The sequence below is a fragment of the Rhodanobacter sp. T12-5 genome (assembly GCF_008329435.1).
GTDB lineage: Bacteria > Pseudomonadota > Gammaproteobacteria > Xanthomonadales > Rhodanobacteraceae > Rhodanobacter.
The window spans coordinates 80,754-104,811 of record NZ_NPKN01000007.1; the positions used below are offsets into that span (position 1 = coordinate 80,754).

1 protein-coding gene (running past one end of the window) is annotated in these 24,058 nt (G+C 65.2%); it reads left to right on the top strand.

Going from position 1 to position 24,058, the window contains the following annotated elements:
* Positions 1-24,058 carry the 5' portion of a tandem-95 repeat protein gene (locus CIW53_RS14090; protein WP_172969679.1) on the top strand. The gene runs 12,980 nt beyond the window's last position, so only the first 24,058 of its 37,038 coding nucleotides appear in the window; its start codon is at positions 1-3; the stop codon falls past the right edge of the window.

Below are 24,058 nucleotides of genomic sequence, written 5' to 3' on the forward strand. Positions count from 1 at the left end.
ATGGAACAGTCGAACGGCAACAACTCGTCCCGCGAAAGCAAGGACGCACCCTCCTCCAGTGCGGTTCCACCCGAGTACATCTCCACAACTTCCGAGCATGCAAGCGGCCCAGCCATCCGTTTCGAAGCGCTTGAACCACGCGTCCTGCTATCGGGCGACGCCAATCCCGCCGCGATCGCCATTAGCGGTTCGCTGGATGCGCCGGGCCAGCAGAACCATTACCAATTCACCGTGACGGATACCAAGCGCGTGGTGTTCGACAGCCTGACCAACCGCGATGACATCCAGTGGACGCTGACCGGTCCCGACGGCCAGATCACCAGCCGGCGTTTCGACTACACGGATGGCCAGAACACGAGTTCGACCACCTACGATCTGGGCCCGGGGACTTACAGCATCACGGTCAACGGCGATGACGGCGCGACGGGCACTTATGCCATGCGCATCATCGATGCCGACACCGCGGTCGACCTGCAGCCGGACAGCAAGACCACCGGCAGTCTCTTGAAAGGCGACGAAACCAACGTCTATCGTTTCAATGCCGTCGCCGGACAGAAACTCTCCATGTCGGCGGACAGCATCGTGGCTGCATCCGGTTCCTCATCGATCAGCTGGCGCCTCATTGATCCGTATGGGCGGCAGGAACATGCGGCTGACTCGCTGAGCAGCAGCATGGATACCTTCACTGCCCAATACACCGGCCAGTATCTGATGCTGCTGGAAGGCGGCATCGCAAACACCGCCCAGGTCGATTATTCCTTCACGCTGGGTACCGTCAACGACATCGATGCGGCGCTTGAGCTTGGGCAGGAGGTCGACGCAGCCGGCAACCTTCCGGGCCAGGTCGCCAACTACCACTTCACGCTCGACACCGACACCTCGGTGGTGTTCGACAAGCTCGGCGGCAACGATTTTTATTGGTCGCTGAGCGGGCCGCAGGGGCAGATCACGTCCAGCTATACCGGTTGGAACTATTACGATGATCCATCCGGCGTAAAGCTGGCTGCCGGAAGCTACACCCTCACCATCGGCAATGGCAGCGCATCCGGCGCCTATGCATTCCGCCTGCTCGATACAAGCTCGGCGCAGGCGCTGAGCCTCAATTCGACCATAGATTCGACGCTGGCCTACAGCCGCAATACCAACCTGTACAAGGTTTCGTTGCAGCAAGGGCAGCGGCTGTATCTGGCCGGCTCCCTGCCCGGCGGTGGCTACATCAACTGGTCGCTGCTCGATGCCTACGGCCAAAAGATAGCCGGCAACAGCCTGACCAGCAGCACGCCGGCCTTCACGGTACCCCAGAGCGGCGACTACTGGTTGGCGATGTCCGGTTACAACTACAACGCCGCCGGCTCCCCCCTTGCTTATCATTTCTCGTTGAATCAAGTCCCCGATGTGGCGGCCAGCGTGGCGCTGGGGGCGGTGACCAACGGCAGCGTTGCATTGGCAGGCCAGCGGACGGTCTACAGCTTCCAACTGGCCCAGGCGACACAGCTGGCGTTCGATGCCTTGACCAACCGCTCCGACCTGCTCTGGTCGCTGCGTGGCCCGCGCGGGCTGGAGATCAACCAGCGCGGGTTCAACCAGAGCATCCAGGCCACGATCAGCGCCCTGCCCGCCGGTGACTACACGCTCACTGTCGAAGGCAGCAACAGCGCAGTGGGTGATTACGCCTTCATCCTGCAAGACCTCGGCGCAGCTCCGCTGGAGCAGTTGGGCATTGCCCTCAGTGGCACGCTGGATCCGGGCAACGGCAACCTGGCTTACCGCTTCGCCGCACAGGCCGGCGACAGCCTGCAACTGCAGGACAACACGGTCAGCGCCGGCCATGCCAGTTGGCGATTGATCGACCCGTATGGGCGTGATGTGAGCGGTACACGGGATCTGGCCGGCAACACGGCTGCCCTGACGGCATCGGTCGATGGCACTTACACCCTGCTGATCGAAGGCGCCATCGGCAACACTGCGCCGCTGGATTTTGCGGCCCGGTTGAACAAGGTGGGGCATACCGATCCGGCGCCGCTGCCCGATGGCGATGCCCTGCCCCTGGGTCGGGTTGCCGCCGGCGTGTTGTCGGCTTGGAACGAGACCAAGATCTACCGGTTTTCCCTGTCCGCCGAAACCACCCTCGCCTTCGATGGGCAGACCAACTCGTCGACAGTCTGGACCCTGGTGGGACCTCGCGGCACGGAGGTCAGCCAACAATATGCCTACCAGAACAACGTCCTGAAGCTGCCGGCCGGCGATTACGTGCTGACCTTGCAGGGCGCCTATGCATCCTGGGACTACAACGGCGGCTCGTACGCTTTCCAGCTGGTCGATCTGTCCACGTTTCCCCCGCTTCAGCCCGGCCAGGCCACGACCGCAACCCGCTCCCCCGCCAGTTCGACCGTGGGATACCGCATTGAAGCCACAGCGGGCAAGCCGCTGGTGCTCAACGTGGACTCGCAAGGTGGCGGTTACTACGGTTCGACCTGGTCGTTGATCGACGAGTTTGGACAGTCGGTGTCAACGATCTCCGGTGACAATCCGGGCACCATTTTCAACATCACGCACACCGGCACGTACACCTTGCTCGATACCGGAAACACAGGTGCGACCGGTAGCGCGAACGACACGTTCACCATCAGCGAGGCCGAGCAGTCGTCTGCGTCGCTATCTTTCAACGATGTGATAACCGGCACCTTGAACGGGCGCCAAAGCACTGCGCTGTACAGCTTGGATGTAAGCCAGCCGACTTCGGTGGTGTTCAGTGCGCTCTTCGGCTCCGGCGGCATTCCAACCAACGTGCGATGGTTGCTGCGAGGGCCGCAAGGCAACGTGACCGGCTGGAACAACCTGATATCCGACAACTGCACTCTGCTCGCACCAGGCCACTACACGCTTGTTCTGTCCAACCTCACCGACAACCCGGCGACGTTCCATTTCCGGCTGATGGACAGGAATGCGGCTTCCGACATCGCCCTCGGTGAGCAAACCAGCTTTTCCGTTCCAGCCTGCCAGAGCCAGATCTTCCGCTTTGATGCGGATTCCGGTGACCACCTCTATTTCGATGGTGGGCAAGGCACCAACCGCTACTGGCGGCTCATCGACCCGCGCGGTGAGGTCGTTCGCGACGGATACACCAACTACGACTACATCGACATCAATGCCAGCATCGGTGGCGAATATCTTTTGGTGCTGTCCCCCTCCAATTGGTCGAACGCCTCGACAACCGGCACGTTCACGGTGGGCAGGCGGGACTCCGTGACTGCACCCCTGACGCTGGGCGAAGATGTGGTCGGTGAAATCGCCGAGCCCGGCCAAAGCATCCAGTACAGCTTTACGCTGACGGCACCCACGAAGTTGTTGATGAATCCCGGGCGGCAGGATTCTTTCCGCTGGAGCCTGACCGGTCCGCGCGGGGCGGAGGTGTCCTCCCGCTACTTCACCAACGGCGTTTATATAGACACGTTGCCTGCGGGCATCTACACACTGACGGTCAACAGCGGCGACCTGAGCACCGGAAGTTTCGCCTTCAATCTTGCCGACATGGACGCCATGGCGGCACTGCCCTTTGGCGAACCGGCCACGACCACTGCCGTCGCTGCAAACGAAGCGCGCCCGACTTTCGTCCTGGACGTCCCTGCGGAGGGCGACTACGTCATCGACGTGCCGTCCTCGTCGTATTACACGCCGCGGTGGAGCCTCATTGACGCGCAGGGATATACGCGAGCGGGTTCCTACGGCACATCGAACGCCATTCACCTCACCCAGGGCAGGTACGCGCTGGTCTGGGACAGTTACTACTACGACGCCGACATACCCGCGACGGCTTTCATTCCGCTGGCCATCACCACGACCCGGCAAGCCCTCGTTCCAGGCACCAAGGTCAGCGGCGAAATCACGGCCCCGGGCCAGCGTTTCGAATACGACTTTTCCATCGACGCACCGACGCGGGCGATCTTCGACAGCCTGTCCAGCCGCAGCGACATCACCTGGCAATTGTCGGGCCCCAGTGGCCAGGTTGTCGCCAGTACCGCGTTCAATCAGATCGTCGACAATGGCTCGCTCGACAAGATCCAACTGTCGGACATCGGCCAGTACCGCCTGACAGTGGCCCCCGTCGATGCCACGGTCGGCACCTTCGCGTTCAACTTGCTTACCTATGCCACGGCGCCGGCACTGACGCTGGGTGCGCCGCAATCGCTCAGTCTTGACCCCGGCAACGGCACCGCCATCTACCGGGTCGAAGGCAACGCGGGCGATTACCTGAGTGTGGATGTGTCGAGCATCGCCGACGGTCAGGCCAGTACATGGCTGATGGATGCCAACGGCGTACGCGTGCAAGCGGCCGTCCTTTGGACGGCCGCAGGAAAGATGCGCCTTGCCCTGCCCCATGCGGGAAGCTATTTCCTCGTCATCAACGGGGCCACGGACAACACGGTGCCGGTGGACATCGCGTTCGAGGCATCGGTGGTCTCGCCCAGGTACGCCACGCTGGCGCTGGGTGATGACGTCTCGGGCAGCACGACGGCCACAGGCATTCCCGACCAGTGGACATTCTCCACAAGCACGCCTTCACGGCTGCTCGTCGACGGTCTGGCCGGCGGCGACCAGCAATGGGCCGTACGCGCTGCCGATGGCACGATGGTCTCATCCGGAACGCTCGCCGGCGCCGCTCCCATCGTGCTCGGCCCGGGTGTCTACACCCTGGAAATCCAGGCGGAGGACCCGGCTGCGCTGGGTGCCTACGGTTTCAGCCTGCGCGATCTGTCCGACGTCGCGACCATGACGCTGGGGCAAGCGACGGCGGTCGACGTCGCTGATGCACATGCGCAGGTCTATCGCGTCGCCAGCTCCATCGAACTGGCCGACCTGGCGCTCGCGGCCAGCACGGCCGCGGATGGCGGCGCGGCGATCCGCGTCTTCGATGCGCAGGGCCAGCTTGTCGCGTCCGGCGCGGCCTCGCTCGGTGCGCTGGCCATCGGCGAGGGCATCGACGCCAACGTGGAGCGACTGATCGTCATCGACGGCGGCAGTCCTGCGACGTACTCCATCACCGTCAACCAGTCGGCAGCCACCCGACCCCGGGTCGATCTTGGCGCAAACATCCAGGGCACGCTGCAACATGCCGGCGACAAGGCGGTCTGGCACCTGACGGTGCCGCACGCGCAATCGCTGCCCGTCGACTTGCTGTTGCGCGACCTTGGTTCGACCGGCATCCACTGGCGGCTGGCCGCAGCCGGCCAGGACGCCACGCCACCCTGGAGTGACCAGAGCACGGCGGCATATGACTGGATCCCCGGCGTAGGCGACTACGTGCTGACGATCGAGGCCACCTCCGATGCCGCCAGTTATTCGCTGCAGAGCAACGACAGCTCGCTCGCGCCACTGCTCGTGGACGGCAAGGCAAGCGGTTCGGTTTCCGATCGGCAGGCTGCCATTTATCGCTACGACCACACGCAGCCGGGAGCGATGCATATCGCATTCGCCGGTGCCGACAGCGCCGGCCTGGTATGGAACCTGTATACCGGCCAGGGTCAGTGGGTGACCAGCGGCGTCGGCGCGGTCGCCGTCGACACAGGCTTGCTCGACAGCGGCGTCTACACACTGGCAATTACGCGCTCGGCCACCGATCCGGGAACCGCCGCGTTTGACGTCGCGATCAATGCCCTGGCGCTTCCGCAAATGACGTTGAACGACGTCGTCTCCGGCACACTGGGTTCCGCCGAATCGCTGGCCGTGTACCGACTGCACCTGCCGCTCACAAGCGATCTGGCCCTCTTCGACGCAGGCTCCAACGGTGGCATGCGCTACAAGCTGGTCGCGGCGGGAGGGCAATCCGACTGGAGTTGGCTCTCCAACAGCAATGTGGGCACGCAAGGCAATCTCGCCGTGCAGTCATGGGTCGCCGGCGATTACTACCTCTACGTGCAGGGCAGCCCAGGCGACAACTATGCCCTGCAACTGATCGATATCCAGGAAACGCCTCCCGTCGGCGATAGCGAAGCCACCGGCACATTGACGGGTCGTGAAACGGCGATCTACCACCTCGACGTCGCCACCGGATATGGGTTGCACATCCACCTTGGCGATGGTGGCGATGGCAGCGCGGTGGGTTGGCGCCTGCTCGATGCAAGCCACACCATCGTGGCTTCTGCTGATCAAGGTGGCGATTTCGACACCGATACCTTGCTCGCCGGCACCTATACGCTGCTGGTCACGGGCCAGGTCAGCGACAGCAGCGACGTGTCCTATACCGCCTCTGCGGCGGCACACGTGCCCCCGGCATGCACGCCGGGCAACGTGCTCAGCGGAACGCTCGACAGCTACAACAGGCACGACAGCTATCGCCTGAGCGTGCCGCAGGGGGCGACCATCGCCCTGTGCGACAGCTACGGCGAGTCCGGCTACGTCCAGGTGGACATCCTGCATGACGGTCAGGTGTATCGCAGTTATGTCGGGCAGCAAGCACCCTATCTTTCTCCCATCGTGTTGCCGCCGGGCGAATACGACATCCGTTTCAGCAGCTACTACGCCGACCAGAGTTACCGATTCAAGATCCTCGACTTCAGTGACGCGCAGACGCTGCCTGCGGCCGCCGTGACCGGCAGCCTGGCCGCCGACCAGGACCCGGTGGTCTACACGTTCCACAGCGATGGGCTGACACCGGTTTCGCTGGGCGTTGCCACAGCCAATGCGAACGACATCCGCTGGTCTCTCTACGATCCCAACCACAATCGCTACCTGACCACCGGGGCCAACGGCCCCGCCGTGCGAGTACTGCCCAGTGGCGACTACACCCTGGTCGTGTGCCGCACGAACAAAGGCGATACCCCACTCGACTACACCGTCTCGGCCACCCCCCTTCCCGTTTCCTCAACGGCGCTGGTCGTCGGCCAGAGCTACACCGCCTCACTCGATTCGGTGAACAGCCGCCGAAGTGACTACACCTTTACGCTGTCCCAGGCCGGCCGATTGAAGCTGGTCTCCCCGAACCAAACAAATGGTTACATCCGTTACCGGATCGTCGACGAAAGCGGCCAGACGCTGCTCGATTCGGCCATGTACGACTACTCGGAACTTCCGTTCACTCTCGCAGCCGGCAAGTACACGCTGTCCTTCGGCGACTTCAACAACAGCTACAGCAGCGGTTCGCCTTTCACCTTCGATTTCCGTCTTTCGGATGCCAATGCAAGCCCGGAGCTCCCGATCGATACAAGCGCGACGGTTGTGCTGCAATCGGGTTCGGACGTCCAGATATTACGGCTGTCGGGCAGCGTCGGGGACGTGATCGACCTCTCGTCGACCAGCACCGTGTCGACGTGGGGCTACTGGCAGGTCGTCGACGCCGACAACCAAGTCGTTGCCAGCAGCAACACCAACGGTGGCGAGGCTACGTTCCAGTTCGGGGAAACAGGCACGTACCTGTTGATGGCCTACGCCAACCAGGCAACCCAGCTGGTTTTCAGCGCGACGAAGCAAGTCCCGACGGCCACGCCCGCGCCGACACCGGTGTCGACCACCACACTGGACCCGGGCACCGCGGTCACCGACACCGTTGCCGCAGGTACCAGCAAGGCCTACACCTTCACCCTGGCGTCGGACACCTTGGTGTCCCTGAAGGGCGCCGCCAACAACTACGGCGCGTCCTGGGAACTCCGCAATGCCTCGGGCGTGGTGCTCAGCGGTCAGTTCGACTTCACGGATGTCGCCGATGCGCTAGATGCGCAGGCGCTCGCCGCGGGGGATTACCAGCTCTTCGTCAGCGCCGACAACGACCTCAGCGTCGACTTCGTCCTGGCCACGCAGGCCAATGCCACCGGGATCCCGGCCGACAGCGCCAGCTTCGACGTCCCGCCGGGCATCTACGCGCTACCGCTTGTCGCCGGCCAGGACTATTACCTGTCTGGCTCGCCGAACTTGCAGTACGCGCTGTATCGCCCCGACCTGAGCCTGGACAGTTCCGGCTCCTTCAATCTCTATTCCAACACGGGATCGAACCAGGGCCTGGTCTCCGCCGACCCATCGGGTTCCGACGGAAGCTTCGCCCTCCACCTGCATCCCGATGCCGACGGCACCTGGTACCTGGTCAGCTTCAACACGGTCGGCAGCTACGACCCATCCGGCTACGGGCAGGCTTCCGCGGGTGCGGTGCACTTCACGACGGCAACCGCGATTACGCTTGACAGCCCCCTGACCGGTACGGTCCAGCCGGGCAACGTGATTGCCGAACACACGCTGGACCTGAGTGCGGATCAAGACATCTGTTTCAGCGCCGATGCCAGCGCGCGGGTCGCCATCCACATCACCGGGGACAACCTGGACCAGCTGTTCTGGGCAGGCGGCTACACCAGCGGGCTTGCGCAGTTCGTGCATCTGGCTGCAGGCAGCTATCACATCGAGGTCGCCGACGCGGACGACGTCGGTTACTACTACGGCGGTGGGGGCGGCGGATATATCGTTGCCCCGCAGGCGGTGTCCACGGGCGATACGACGAACGCCATCTCCTATACGCTTTCACTCGTTGCCCTGGATGCCGCGCCGTTGCTGGCGTCCAATGCCCCGGCAAGCGCGGAGCTGGCTCCTGGCCAGACGATGGCCTGGCGCGTGCAAGGTACTGCCGGCCAGCAGCTCTACGTCATTCCACAAGACAACAACGTCGACTCCGGCTGGACGCTGTTCGACAGCGCCGGGGCGGTGGGCGCCAGCGGGAATGCTGATTGGACCGTGCGGCTTCCGGCCTTCGAGACCGATGGCATTTATTACCTGGTCTGGAGCCGGGCTGCCGACAGCACCGGCAGCTCGACGCTCGGATTCCGTCTGCTCGATGCCTCCGCACAGACACCTGCCCCGTTCCAGGTAGGCGATCTGCTGCACGTCGACACGGCGACCACGGACAGCGCGGTGTACAGCCTCACCCTCGCCCACCCGACGCAGTTGTTGCTCAACCCGGCGCACGGCGGCAACGACAGCTTCCACTGGTGGCTGACCGGCGCTCAAACCGACGCCGAGGGCGATTCCTACGGGCCGCAGCTGATCGAGCTGGACGCCGGGACCTACACCCTCACCGTGGCCGCAGCGACCGGCAGCACGGAGCAGTTCGACCTGCAGACGCTCGATGCGCAGCAGGCGATCCCCGTGGAGCAGGACAGCAGCATCACCGGCCAGGTCACACCTGGCAGCACCGTGGTCTACAGCTTCGACGCGCTCGCCGGAGACACGCTGGATTACGACCCGACCGATGTCGGTTTGCTCGGTGGCAGTTGGACCTTGCTCGGCCCGGACGGTCAGTTTGTGAGCACTGGCGACATTACCGGTGCCGGCAGCCTGACTGCGCCATGGGCCGGCCGATACCTGCTGGTATGGCGTACCGATGCGGGTGCCGACGCGGCCCCGGTTGCGTTCGGCTTCGCGCTCGATCGTCGGCAGATCGAGGTGGGTACGTATTTCCAGAGCTACGGCTCGCAGAATTTCGACTTCACGGTGTCGTCGCCGACGCGGGCCCTGCTGGACTTCACCCAGGGCAACTACTCGTTTGGCTGGAACATCACGCGGGATGGGCAGGTCGTCGCATCCGGCAACAATTGGGGTACCGATCCGGCCAGCGGCAGTCCCCTGCTTGACCTGGCGACCGGCAAGTACACGCTGCACCTGACAGGCGTTTCCGGAACGCTGCGCTTGCGCCTGCTGGATCTTGCCGGCGCGACCGATATCCAACCGGACGTGCCCGTCAGCGACAACGAAGTGCCGGGCGAAGCGAAGGTCTACCGCTTCGACGGCAAGGCCGGGGACAAGCTCACGCTCGAGGCCACCGGCAGTGGGCTGGTCTGGAACCTGTACGACGCCTTCGGCCGCTTCATCAAACAAGTGCAGACACCGGTCTTCCCGCTACCGCGCGACGGGTCGTACTACCTCACTTGCGACAGCAACAACTACCAGTCGGCAGCGCCTTACACGCTGAAGGTATCGCTCGACCAGAACATGGACACCCTGGTGGTCGGCCAGGCCACAAGCGGCACGCTTGGTGAGGATGGACGGGTCAGTTACCACCTCGATCTGGCAAGCGCGTCCACCCTGTGGCTGCAACCCACCGGCGACACCTCCAATCTTCGCGTCGACATCTACGATGCCAACGGCACCCTGGTCTATGCCGCCGACGAGTCGGACCCCGCTCGTCCGCTGGTCGCGTTGAACGCAGGCAGCTATACGGTCAGGTTCAGCCATGCCAATGGCGATGCCGCCCCAGGCAATTTCAGCATCTTCCTGGGCGATGCGAGCTTGGCACCGGAACTGGTGGGCGGCGCCATCATCAGCGGGAGCTATCCATCGACCGCGGTTGCATCCCTGTATCAGTTCGACCTGGCACAGGCAGGCAGCTTCGCGTACCGGTACATCGACGGTTCGTATGCCTCTTATGCCCGTTGGCGGCTCTACTCGCCTTACGGCAAGTTGATCGCCTCCGGTTCTGGCTCCCAGATCGCGCCTCCCCTGGCGCTGGATGCCGGCCATTACCTGCTGGCCATCGACAATGCCTATTCCTATTGGTGGGCAACCCCCAACTTCCGCTTTGTGGCGGATACCACAGCAGTTTCCTTGCCACTGAACACCGTGGTTTCGGGAACCACGCCGGCATCGGGCCTGCGCGTTCGCTATGCCCTGCATCTCGACGCCGACAGCCGACTGGTGTTTGACAGTCTCGTTTACAACAACACGAACTGGCAGTTGGATGGTCCTCACGGAAGCGTGGTCAGCAGCAGCTTCTATTACGACGACATCCGCGAGATTCCTGCCGGCGATTACGTGCTGAGCGTCTGGGCGAGCCAGGCTCAGGCGTATTCGTTCCGCGTGCTCAACTTCAGCGACGCGACCGACGTCGTCCCGGGTACACCCGTGACCGTGCAAGTCGATCCGGGCAACGAAACGCAGTTGTACCGTCTGACCATCGAGGCGGGCGCGAGCTATTTCCTCGACGCGCTGACGGCCCCCAACTCCTCCGGCTACACGGCCGAATGGAGCCTGTTGGATCCGCATGGGCGAACCGTCTTCGGTGACAGGTACGCGAATGCCGGTGTCGATCTGGCCAATCTCACGGTCGGCGGTGACTACACGCTCGTAGTTTCGGTCTCGAATTACGAGACGACTCCGCTACGCCCGTTCACCTTCAACCTGACCAAGCTGTCCCCCAGCCCGGCCCAGGACGCGGGAACCATCGGCACCACATTCGCCCCCGACCTTTCGGTCAACAACGTCAGTATCACCCCCGCCAGCGACCTGTCGACCGGCCAGTTGGTGGACGTGCAGTGGGTGCTGGAAAACCGCGGCAACGCGGCAGCCAGCCAAAGCTGGAACGACCGCGTCATCGTGCGCAATACCGATACCGGCGCGGTCCTGCTCGACACCGTGGTGCCCTACGACGGCATCGGTACGCCGCTGGGTATCGGCACGGCGATCACGCGCCATCTGCAGCTGCGCCTGCCCGACGGCACCGCAGCGGCGGGCAACATCAGCATCACCGTGCTGGCGGACTCGGACAATGTCCTGCGTGAATTCAACGCCGCCGGCACCGGCGAGAAGAACAATGCCGGCGTCCTCTCCACGCAGGTGAAGCTGGCACCTTATGCCGACCTCACCGTAGGGAACGTGCGCCTGCAGCCGGCCGGCGATTTCCAGCCAGGCCAGACCGTGGCGGTCGACTGGACCGTCACCAACCAGGGTGCCGCCGCGGTGACGATGCCGTGGAGTGAAAAACTCGAGTTGCGCAACCTGTCCACCGGCCGTGTGGTCGACACCTTCAGCGTGCGCGACCTGCTCGACGCCGGCGCACTCGAAAGCGGCGCCAGCCGCGACCGGCAAGGCAGCTTCGTTTGGCCGAGCGGCATCGACGCGTCCGGTCGCTTCTCCCTGCGCATCATTGCCGACAGTCTTGGCGAGGTGCCTGAGGCAAACGCTCAGGGCAGCGGGGAAAGCAACAACACGATCACCTCCACGCTGACCGCCGGCCCGGACCTGCAGGTGAAGAACCTGCAGATCACCACCACCGACGTGAAGGCAGGCGGCCTGGTCACGATCAGTTGGGAAGACTGGAACACCGGCACAAGCGCAACCGCCCTGGGCTTCAGCGACCACATCACGGTCAGCCGCGGGGACTCGGGCCTGCTGCTGCTCGACACCAGCCTGCTGTATGACCCGCAGGCCACGATCGACGGACAGGCCAACGGCCCGATCGGCGCAGGCGAGCATCGCCTGCGCAGCTTCACTTTCCGCCTGCCCGATGGCTTGAAGGGCACGGGCGATCTGGCCATCACGGTGGCCACTGACCAGAACACCGCCGGTCTTGGCGTGCTGTACGAAACCAATCTCGACGGCACCGCCGAGGACAACAACACGGCCAATGCCAGCCTGACTTCAGCGGCGGTTGCCTACGCCGACCTGGCCGTCAGCAACGTGGTGTCCCCCGCCACAGCCATGGGTGGCACGCAGATCAAGGTCAGCTGGAACGTCAAGAACACCGGGCAGGCTGCCACCTCGAATGCCTGGACCGACCACATCATCCTGAGCACCGATGCAACCATCGGCAACGGTGACGACATCGTCATCGGCAGCGTGCGGCACACCGGCGCCCTGGGCGTGGGCGAAGGCTATTCGCAGGCACTCATGGCCACTTTGCCAGGGTTGCCCGACGGGCGCTACTACATCGCCATCCGCAGCGATGCCAACGGCGAGGTGCTGGAGCCGGATACGCGCGGCGACAGCACCAGCGCCGCGCAACCGATCGTGCTGGCTGCCGCCTACGCAGACCTCGGCGTGACCTCCGTCACCGCTCCGGCAACTGCCTTGAGCGGCGAGAGCGTCCGCGTGACCTGGCAGGTCAGCAACAGTGGCAATTCCGCAACCAACCTGGCGTTGTGGAACGACCGCGTCGTGCTTTCGCGCACCGGCGTGCCGTCGTCGTCGGACATCATCCTGGCCGGCTCGGTAACGCACGCGGGCTACCTGGCGGTGGGCGACAGCTATACCGCGAGCGCCACGCTGACCCTGCCGCGCGACCTGGTCGGCGACTACTACATCCTGGTCTACACCAACCTCAACAACGTGGTCGACGAAAACGGTCGCAACGGGAACAACAGCGCCTACAGCCAGTTGCTGAAGATCTCGCTCTCGCCCTCGGCCAACCTCACGGTAACCGACATCAGTGGTCCGACCGACGCACGACCGGGCGACAACGTCAGCCTGACCTATGTGGCCCACAACCTGGGCAACGCCGATGTCCCGGGCACCTGGCGCGACCGCATCTTCCTGGAGAACAGCAACGGGCAGCGGTTCGAGGTCGCCAATCGCTTCTACACCGACGGCCTCGCGGCCGGTGCCAGCGCGCTGCGCAACGTCAGCTTCACGCTGCCCGCCAACTTCGTCGAAGGCAGCTATACCTGGGTGGTCACCACCGACACCGACAACACCGTCTACGAGCGCGACGGCGAAGGCGACAACCTGGCGCGGGGCGGGACTGCCCTGACCGTGGCCCGTCCGGATCTTGCCGTGAGCACGGTGACCGGCCCGAGCCTGGTGCAATCCGGCTCGACGATCCATGTCGACTGGACGGTCACCAACCATGGTGGCCTCGCCTCCACAGGCTGGGTGGATCGGATCTACATTTCGCACAATGGCGCGCTCACACAGTTTGCCGAAGTGGCACACGCCGGCCCGCTGGACAAGGGCGCCAGCTACACCGCCGGTGCCGACCTTGCGCTGCCGCTGGCCTACGACGGCGAATACGCCATCGTCGTGGTCACCGACGCAGCCCACGCGCTGGACGAGCACTCCCGCACCGACGACACCGGCCAGCAGGCGCTGACCGTACAACTGGCGCCCCACGCCGATCTTGCAGTGGGCGCCGTGCAGGCGCCGACCTCCCTGATTGCCGACCCGGCCACGCTCGACGTGAGCTGGACGGTGACCAATCAGGGGACCGGCGCGGGCCTCGCTGGCCAATGGACCGACAACGTCATCCTCTCCACCGATGACGTGCTCGGCAACGGCGACGACCGCGTGCTGGGCACCGTCCTGCACGACGGCGCGCTAGCCGTCGGCGACTCCTATACCGGGCACCTCAGCACCCTGCTGCCACCCGGCACCACCGGGCACTACAAGCTGTTCGTGGTGGCCGATTCGGCAGCGGTCGTATTCGAGAACGGCGCGCGCGCCAACAACGTACTGGAGGCCGACCACGCCATCGACGTGATGCCCCAGCCATACTCCGACCTGCAGGTGCAGTCCGTCACCACGCAGGGCGCAGCAACCAGCGGCCAGCCGCTCACCGTGAGCTGGAGCGTAGTCAACAACGGTATCGGCATCACCGACACCGCGCAGTGGACGGACCACGTCTGGCTGAGCAGCAATCCCGACGGCACCGGCTCGATCGTGAACCTGGGGTCGGCCGACCACATCGGCCAGCTTGCCGTTGGCGACACCTATAGCCGAAGCATCACGGTCAACTTGCCCAACGGCATCCAGGGCAACTATTACCTCAACGTACGCACGGGCGGGCCGTTCGAGTTCATCTATGGCAACAACGACGTTGGCCACAGTGCAGCGGTGCCGGTCCAGCTTGCGCCTTCTCCCGACCTGGCCGTGCAATCGGTCAGCCTGCCGGAGACGGCGCAGGAAGGTGCCCTGGTCGACATCGCCTGGACTGTCGTCAACCAGGGGGCAGCGAACGCCGTCGGCCCGTGGGTCGATACCGTCAAGCTGGTTCCCGCCGATGGCAACGGCTCGGCGGTCGTGCTGGGCAATTTCACCTATGACCGCCCACTGTCGCCCGGCATCGCCTACACCCGCACCGAGCAGGTGCGCCTGCCCTCCAGGATCGAAGGGCTCTACCGCATCGAGGTGGTCACCAACTCCGGTGGCAATAACGATGTCTACGAATACGGTACGGCAAGTCAGAACAACGTCCTGATCTCGTCCGACGCGTTGCAAGTCAGCCTCTTGAGCCGCCCGGATCTGCAGGTCGGCAACGTGGTGGTGCCCGACCACGTCGCCGCCGGCACCAGCATGGCCATCCAGTACACGGTGACCAATCTGGGTTCCGTCCCGGCCAACGGTCGCTGGCGCGACAAGGTATACCTCTCGCTCGACGGCACCTTGAGTGGTGACGACAAGCTGGTCGGCGTATACGACAACAACAGTGCGCTCGCACCGACGGAAAGCTATTCCAACACCAGCGGCACCATCGACATCCCGATCACTTACCGCGGGGACGTCTACCTGATCGTCGTCGCCGATGGCGACAACGCCATCGACGAGTACCCGAACAACGGCAACAACGCAAAGGCCGCACATTTCTATGTCGACCCGGTGCCCTTCTCCGACCTGGTCACCAGCGACGTGGTCGCACCGGACCAGGCCGTGCACGGCGCCACCATTGACGTGCGCTACAAGGTCAGCAATCTGGGGAGCGCCACCACGCGGGGCGTAAGCGCCGACGTCAACAGCTGGACCGACACCGTCTGGCTGGCCAAGGACCCGCGCCGTCCCGGTGCCTACAAGGGCGATGTGCTGCTCGGCTCGATCAAGCACACCGGCAACCTCGCCATCGGCGAGGACTACCTGGGTGACCTGCAAGTCACCATTCCCGACGGCACCCTGAGCGGGCAGTACTACGTCACCGTCTGGTCCGACGCCTACGACACCATTCTGGAAGACACGCTCGCCTCCAACATCAACCCGGACGATCCCAGCCAGGTCGACAACGACAACTACAAGGCTCGTGCCATCAGCGTGCTCGGCATCACCCCGCCGGACCTGGTGGTGACCGAGGTCAACGCGCCGGCGAGCATCGACGCCGGAACCACCCTCAGCTTCAGTTATACCGTGCAGAACCAGGGCGACCTGTTCGACGGCGACTGGACGGATACGGTCTATGTGGCCGACAACGCCGACCTCAGCAAAGCCAAGCACATCTGGACCCTTGGCAGCTACACGCAGAAGCGCGCACTCAACAACGGCGAAAAGTACACTGTCAACCAGACGGTGCAGTTGGCACCATCCATCACCGGCAGCTACATCATCGTCCAGACCGATGCGCTCCAGCAGGTGCGCGAGGTCAGCAACGCCAACAATGCAACGTCAGCCGCGTCGGTCGTCACGCCGCATCCGGCGGACCTGCAGGTCACCGCGGTGCAATGCCAGCCGCAAAACTACTCCGGCGAACTGACGTCGATCAGCTGGACCGTCACCAACCACGGCGAGGCCGTATGGCCGTCGACCGCGCGCTGGCAGGATTCGGTGTACATCAGCACCGACCCGACCTTCATTCCCAGCCGGGCGACCCTGCTGGGCCTGTTCGAGCATGACAACAGCAACGGCCTGGCCGCGGGCGCCAGCTATACGACCACGGCCAACGTGCGCCTGCCAGCCGGCACGGATGGGCGTTACTACATCTACGTCATCACGGACAGCGAACGGCACGATCCGGATTTCCACCGCAATCCTGCCGAAGAAATCACCACCGGCGGCTTCAACAGCAACGCGCTTTCGTTCTACCGCACGTCGGCATACGAAGGTGCGCGCAACGACAACAACCTCGGAGGCAGCCCGCTCGACATCACCTACCGCGAAGCGGACCTGCAGATCGGCTCGGTCACCATCGACAACGACGCGCCCAAGTCGGGCGACCTGGTCACCGTCACCTGGACGGTGACCAACCAGGGCACGCGTGCGACGCGCACCAACGCGTGGTACGACGGCGTATACCTGTCCAACGACGACTCGCTCGACAGCAGCGATTTCGCACTGATCGAGGGCGGCTACTACAACCCGGGTTGCGTGCAGCAAATCTCCCTCTTCGATGCGAATGGCCAACCGCGTTTCCTGCTGCCTGGCGAGTCGTACACGCAATCGGCCACCTTCCACCTGCCGCAATCGATCAGCGGCGACTTCCACATCATCGTCAAAGCGGATACTTCGACCGTCGCCGACAACGACGAACCGAGCACCATCCGTTCCGACCTGCGCGGAGTCAGCGGCAGCGGCCCGGGCGCCGTGCTGGAGTTCCGTGACGAGGGCAACAACGTTGCCTCGCTCGCGCTGCCGATCACGCTGGCCACGCCACCGGACCTGCAGGTGGCCCAGGTCACCGCACCGGTATCGGTGATTGCCGGCCAGAAATTCGACGTCGACTACAGCGTGCTCAACGCCGGCGGCACCACGCCCGGCGGCCAGACCAGCTGGAACGATTTGATCTATCTCTCCCGCGACCGTTTCCTTGATGTCAACCAGGACTGCTACCTCGGCTACCTGTCGCACAGCGGCGGTCTCGCCGCCGGCGGCACCTATGACGGCCACTTCGAGATCACCGCACCCGGCGACCTCGAGGGCCCCTACTACGTGTTCGTCATCACCGACCCGGCGCGTGCCTTCGGCAGCGGAGCCTACGGCAAGGTCCGCGAGTTCGGCTACGACCAGAACAACGCCACCGCCGCGGCCCAGCCGATGCTGGTGGAAACGCCGCCACCGGCCGACCTCAAGGTCGTCGATGTCAGCGTTCCCGCGCAGGCCACGGTGGGCACGCCGGTCACCGTCACCTATTCGGTCACCAACGATTCGAGCAACACCGCCCACGGTCACTGGACCGACGCGATCTACCTGTCGCAGGACAACGGCTGGGACATCGGCGACATCCTGCTCGGCAAGGTCAACCATTCCGGCGACGTCGCCGGTGGTGCCAGCTACACCGGTACGCTCACGGCCAACCTGCCGCCGCTGAAGGACGGCAGCTGGCGCATCGTGGTACGTCCGGACCTGTACAACGAGGTCTACGAAGGCGACATCAGCTACGGTCCTACCGGACTGGTGATGGCCCCGGGCGAGGCGAACAACCTCACCGCGTCGGCGTCGAGCATCCAGACCCAGGTGCCGCAGATCGCGGTAGCCAGCCCCACCGCGATCACGCTGTCGGACGGCCAGACCCTGCTCTACAAGGTCAGCGTGGCGGCCGGGCAGACCCTGCGCGTCTTGCTCGATTCGACCGCGGCCAGCGGCGACAACGAGCTGTTCGTGCGCTATGGCGACATCCCCACCGGCTTCGCCTACGACGCGGCGTACACCAACGCGGCCTCGGCCGACCAGCAGGCCCTGATCCCCAGCACCCAGGCCGGCGACTACTACATCCTGGTGCGCTCGCGCAGCGGCAATGCCGTGCCCGCGATCCTGCGCGCCGATCTGCTGCCGCTGTCGATCACGAAGGTCACGCCCGACAACGGCGGCGTCAGCGACGATGACCACCGCTGGGTCACGCTGGACATCTACGGCTCCAGCTTCCAGGCCGGCGCGATCGTCAAGCTGACCCGGCCAGGCGTGTACCAGGCCGAGCCGGAACGCTGGCAGGTGTTGGACGCCACGCACATCCGCGCCGTGTTCGACACGCGCGCCTTCCCGCTCGGCCTGTACGACGTCACCGTCGTCAACCCCGACGGCCACAGCGTCACCGAGGCCGACCGCTACCTGGTCCAGCGCGGCATCGAGGACGACGTCACCATCGGCATCGGCGGCCCGCGCAATCTCGAACCGGGCGACGCTGCGACATACACCGTGTCGCTGCAGAGCCTCACCAACGTCGACACGCCCTACGTGCGCTTCGACGTCGGCGCGGTCGAGATGGGCTACAACCATTATCTGCTCGACGGACTGGACCTGCCCTACGCCCTGTTCGGTTCCAACGTCGGCGGCTCACCGTTCGGCAATACCGCCAATGCACCGGCCAACACGCAGAGCTACGGCCAGACGCCGGGCAGCCAGCCGCGCAGCGACATCCCGTGGGCCTCGCTGGATGGCACCGAAAACACCAGCGGGTACAACCTGGCGCCGGGCTATGCGTTCGACGTGGCCGCGCACGGCTTCGTCGGCATGAACTTCCGGCTGCAGACCTATCCGGGTCTGACCGCGTGGATCAACGGCGATTTCAATACCCTGCGCGATGCCCTGTACGCCACGCACCCGGACTGGAAGGCACAAGGAATCCTCGATGCCGGCGTAAGCGGGCTGGACAATATCCAGCAGGGACTTGCCGCACGCTTCCTGAACCCGGACGACCGCGCGCTCGAAAAAATAGAAGCGCTGTCCGAGTCGTTCGAAATGAACGTGGTGGCTTCCGCCACCGCCCTGACCCGTGACGAGTTCATCGCCGAGCAGACCCAGTACGCCTTGCGCCTGCGCGATGCCGTGCTCGCGGACGCGAACGCGCCCAGCAATCTGGCGGTATTGGCAGCCGACGCCACGCAATGGGTCAACGGCTGGCTGGCTTCGCTGGAAGCCTGCGGCATGCTGCGCCCGGCCGACCAGGCACCGCCGATCTCGACCAATCCGCAGGTGGTCAGCCTCAACGCCACGCTGGCCGCCGGCATCCTGATGTCCAAGGGCGGCGACAGCTATCGCACCCAGGCCGACATCCTCGGCTTCTTCGCCAAGGTGCAGCAATGGTATGGGGATACCGCGCAGTACGCCGGCGACCCGAACGCGGCGACCGGTGCGATCGATCATTACGAAACGCGTACCGACTCCGATGGCGATGAAATCGAGGTGCCGGTGCCGGCGCTCGCCAACCCGGCAGATTACGATCAGCACGCCGGCCGCACGCTGCAGTTTGAGAATTTCCGCATCTTCGTCGGCGGCCAGGCCGAGCTTGAATACCTGCGCGACCAAGGGCTGCTCGACGACAAATTCAACCCGCTGCCCGCCAAGGGCCTGAACCTCGCCCAGTACCTGCAGTTGGTCGCGCGCCAGAGCAACGTCGGCGACACCGCGATCAGCGTGCAGGGTCCGCAGGGCCAGGCCATGGCCGCGGACGGCAGCATCTACGTGCCGGCCGCCACGCCGCTGCCTTACAGCTTCGCCTTCAGCAATCCGGGTACGCAGGGTGTCGGCCAGATCCGCATCGTCTCGCAGCTCGATCCGAATCTGGACCCGCGCTCGCTGCGCCTGGGTGACCTCAAGATCGGCGACATCAACATCCACGTGCCAGCCGATCGCGCCAACTTCCAGGGCGACTTCGACTTCAGCGGCAGCAAGGGCTTCATCCTGCGCGTGAGCGCGGGCATCGACGTCGAATCGCATACGGCCACCTGGCTGTTGCAGGCGATCGACCCGGCCACCGGCGAGGTGATGAAGAACCTCAACCGTGCGCTGCTCGTTCCCACCACCGGCTCCCAGCCGGCGGGCGGCTTCGTCAGCTACACCGTGGCCGCCGCAGCCGATGCCGCATCCGGCGCCCACATCGCCACCGCCGCGCGCATCTTCTTCGACGATACGCCGCCGATCGACAGCACCACCGTGACCACCACGCTGGACGCCACGGCGCCCACGACCAAGGTGGAAGTGACCTCCACAGGGACCGACGCGCAAGGCGCGCCGACCTTCGACGTCAAGTGGACGGCGACCGACGACGCCAGCGGCATCCGCTACGTCACCGTCTATGTCGCCACCGACGGCGGCGACTTCAAGATCTGGCAGCGCCAGCTCGGCCTGGACCAGACCCACGCGACCTTCACAGGCGAAGCCGGCCACCATTACGAGTTCCTCGCCGCGGCCACCGACAACGCCGGCAACCGCGAAGCGGCCATGGTCACCAACGCGGTACTGCCCGACGACGGCAGCCGCCAGCAGGTGCTCGACGGCTTGGGCGTCACCCCTGGCGTAGAGCAGAGCGCGCAGGTGTCGCAGGCACCGGCCGACCGCAGCTACGCCGAAAACACGCTGTTCCAGCAGGCCACCCAGCTGTTGCCGGGCCAGGTCGCCAGCGTCGGCGCCGGCGACCTGCGCAACGTGCTGGCACCGTTCGCAGCACGCGGCTTCGCGGATGGTTTTGCCACCGGCGCGGCCGACATCGGCGCGATGGCGATGGTGCAACTGGCCGATGGATCGGTGCTGGTCAGTGCCGGCGCGGAGCGCAATGAGGTGTTTCGCTACGACGTACACGGCGGCCACAGCACCACGCCGCTGTTCACGCTCGATGCGCCCGTGCTCGACATGGCCGTCGATGCACTCGGCCAGCTGTGGGTGATGACCGGCAACGAGCTGCTGCAGGTCGACGCAGCCAGTGGCGCGATCGTGCGTCGCCTGCACGGTCCCGGCGACCAGCCGCTGACGCACGCGCTGGCAATCCAGCCCGGCACCGGCGACATCTACGTCTCCGCCGGCGACGGCATCGATGTGTTCCACCCCGACCAGACCGATCCCAGTCTGGCCTGGCAGCACTTCAGCAACACCCGCGTGGGCGATCTGGCCTTCGGTCCCGACGGCCGCCTGTGGGGCGTGCGCTGGACAGGCAGCGACATTACCGCTGCCGATCCGAATGGCAGCACCGACATCGTCAGCTTCCCGATGAGCGGCGCCACGCTGGGCCGGGCGGAGCTCGAATACCGCCTTGCCGGCGTGGTCGACTCGATCGCCTTCGGCCAACCGGGCAGCCTGCTCGATGGCCTGCTGTTCGCCTCCGGCGGCTTGAACCAGCACGTGCAGGTGGACGGCGTCGCCGACACCACGCATGGTTCCTCCGTATGGATGATCGCACTCGACTCGCGCCGTGTACTGCAGGTCGCCGGCGGCGGCACGCAGGGCGAAGCGCTGCTCACCACGGCTGACGGCCGCATCCTGGTAGCGCAGACCAACCACGTCGACGAGATTGCACCCGCGCAAGCGCCCAAGATCATCGCCACCAGCGTGCCCGATGGCGCCCTGGTGCCATTGCCGTTGGGCGAAATCGCGGTGCAGTTCGATCAGGACATGTGGCTGGGCACCAACCCGCAGGATGCCTCCAGCATCTACGACGTGGCCAACTACAGTTTGCTGCCCGACGGCACGAACGCCGCGGCCATCAACCCGGCCAGTGTGCGCTGGGATGCGGCCACGCACACCGCCTACCTCGACGTAAGCGGTTTGCAGGCCGGCCACTACCAGCTGACCATCAGCGGCAGCCTGCGCAGCAGCATGCAGCTGGCGATCGGCCAGGACACCATCACCGGTTTCACCGCGCTGCTCAACATGAGCTCGCAGGTGCACCTGAGTTTCAGCCACACCCGCTCCAACCAGGCTACTGGTGAAGTCAGCTACGACGTCAGCCTCACCAATGTCGGCACCGACGACCTCGATGGTCCATTGATGCTGCTGCTCGACCCGGGTGCCTACTTCGGCGACAGCATCACTGGTGCCACCCAGGGCAACGGCGACCAGGCCGACCTGTGGGTGCTCGACCTCACCAGCGCATTGCAGGCCCTCGGTGGCAAACTCGCCGCCGGTGCCACGCTGGCCGACCAGACCGTCACGGTCGTCCCGGCGAGCGCCTTCGGCGGCCCAGGCAGCTTGCCGGAACTGGCCAAGTTCGACCTGGGCCACGGCGTCTACGCCGTGCCGCAGGCCAACCTGCCGCCGAGCCTTGGGCTGGTGCTGGCCCCTGCCACTGACGGAACCGACGGCGGCGATGCGACCGTCCCGGTCATCGACTACTCGGCCGACACCTTCCCGACCACTGCCACGGTCGGCCAGCCTTGGACGGCGCAGGTTGACGCGCTCGATCCCGACGGCACCGTGTTCCACTGGCAGCTCGTGCAGGCGCCCGCCGGTGTCACGCTGACGCCAGCCAACGGCACCACCGTCGGCGCAGACGGCTATTACCACGCCACCGCTACGCTCAGCTGGACGCCCGGAGCCAACGCACCTGCCGACAGCGTGATCGTGCTGCGCGTGCAGGACAGCCGCGGCGGCGTGGCCCTGCGCACCTTCCACCTGCCCGTCGCGGGAGGCAACCACGCACCGACGCTGTCGCCAATCGGCACCATCACGCTGAACGAAGGCCAGTCGCTCTCCCTGCCGCTCGCCGCGGGCGACGCCGATGGCGACCTGGTCACGCTGGCCATCGCCAACTTGCCGGCGGGTGCGTCTTTCGACGCCCGCACGGGTCTTCTTTCCTGGACCCCTGGCTACGACCAGGCAGGCATCTTCCACGACGTCACGGTCACCGTCAGCGACGGCAAGACGACCACCCGCCAGCAGTTCGACATCATCGTCGCGCAGGCGCAGCCGGCGCCGGCACTCGCGCCCATCGCAGCGCAGATCCTGCGTGAAGGCGAGGCCTTCGGCCTGCAGCTCAACGGCCAGTTGCCCGGCGGTGTCACCTTCGCCGACGGCACCACGGTCGACTTGCGCTACAGCGCTCCACTCCTGCCCGGCGGCATGACGCTCAACACCGACACCGGCTGGCTCGCCTGGACGCCGGGCTACGACCAGCACGGCAACTTCAACGTGGCGGTCACGCTCACCGCGACCTACACCTTGCCCGACGGCAGCTTGGTGACGCGTAGCGCCACCCGGACGCTCGCCCTCAACGTGCTCAACGCCAACGGCGCGCCTGTGTTCGACGCCAATGTCGGCGACAGCTGGAACCTTCTCGAAGGCCAGCCACTGAGCATCAGCGTGTTCGCCTTCGACCCCGACAATCCCGGTTTTGCACCCAAGATCCGTCTGGCGCCCGGTGGCCAGGCAGTGCAGCAGGAGTCGGATGCGCCCGCCACGGTCAGCTACCAGGTGCTGGGCTTGCCCGACGGCGCAAGCTTCGACCCGGACACCCTGGAAATCCTCTGGACGCCGGGCTACGCCCAAGCCGGCACCTACCACGTCACGGTGATCGCCACCGACGATGGCGATGGCACCGGCACGCCGGCGGTCAGCCAGGTCACGATCCCCATCGTGGTTGCCGACACCAACCGCGCACCGGTCATCGCGCCGATCGGCAACGCCTTCGTCGACAAGGGCGCCACGCTCGACATCCCGATCGACATCGCCGACGTGGACGGCAACCCCATCCAGCTCACCTTCGACGGGCTGCCGCCGTTCGCCACTTACACCCAAAATCCGTCCAGCGGCGACGGCCACATCACCGGCACGCTCCATTTCGCGCCGGGCGACAACGACCGCGGCGACTACACCATCACCGTGGCCGCCCGCGACAACGGCGATGGCGACCCGGCCCGCGTGCTGGCCAGCTCGGTCAGTTTCGTGGTCACCGCGCGCAGCGCCAGCGAGC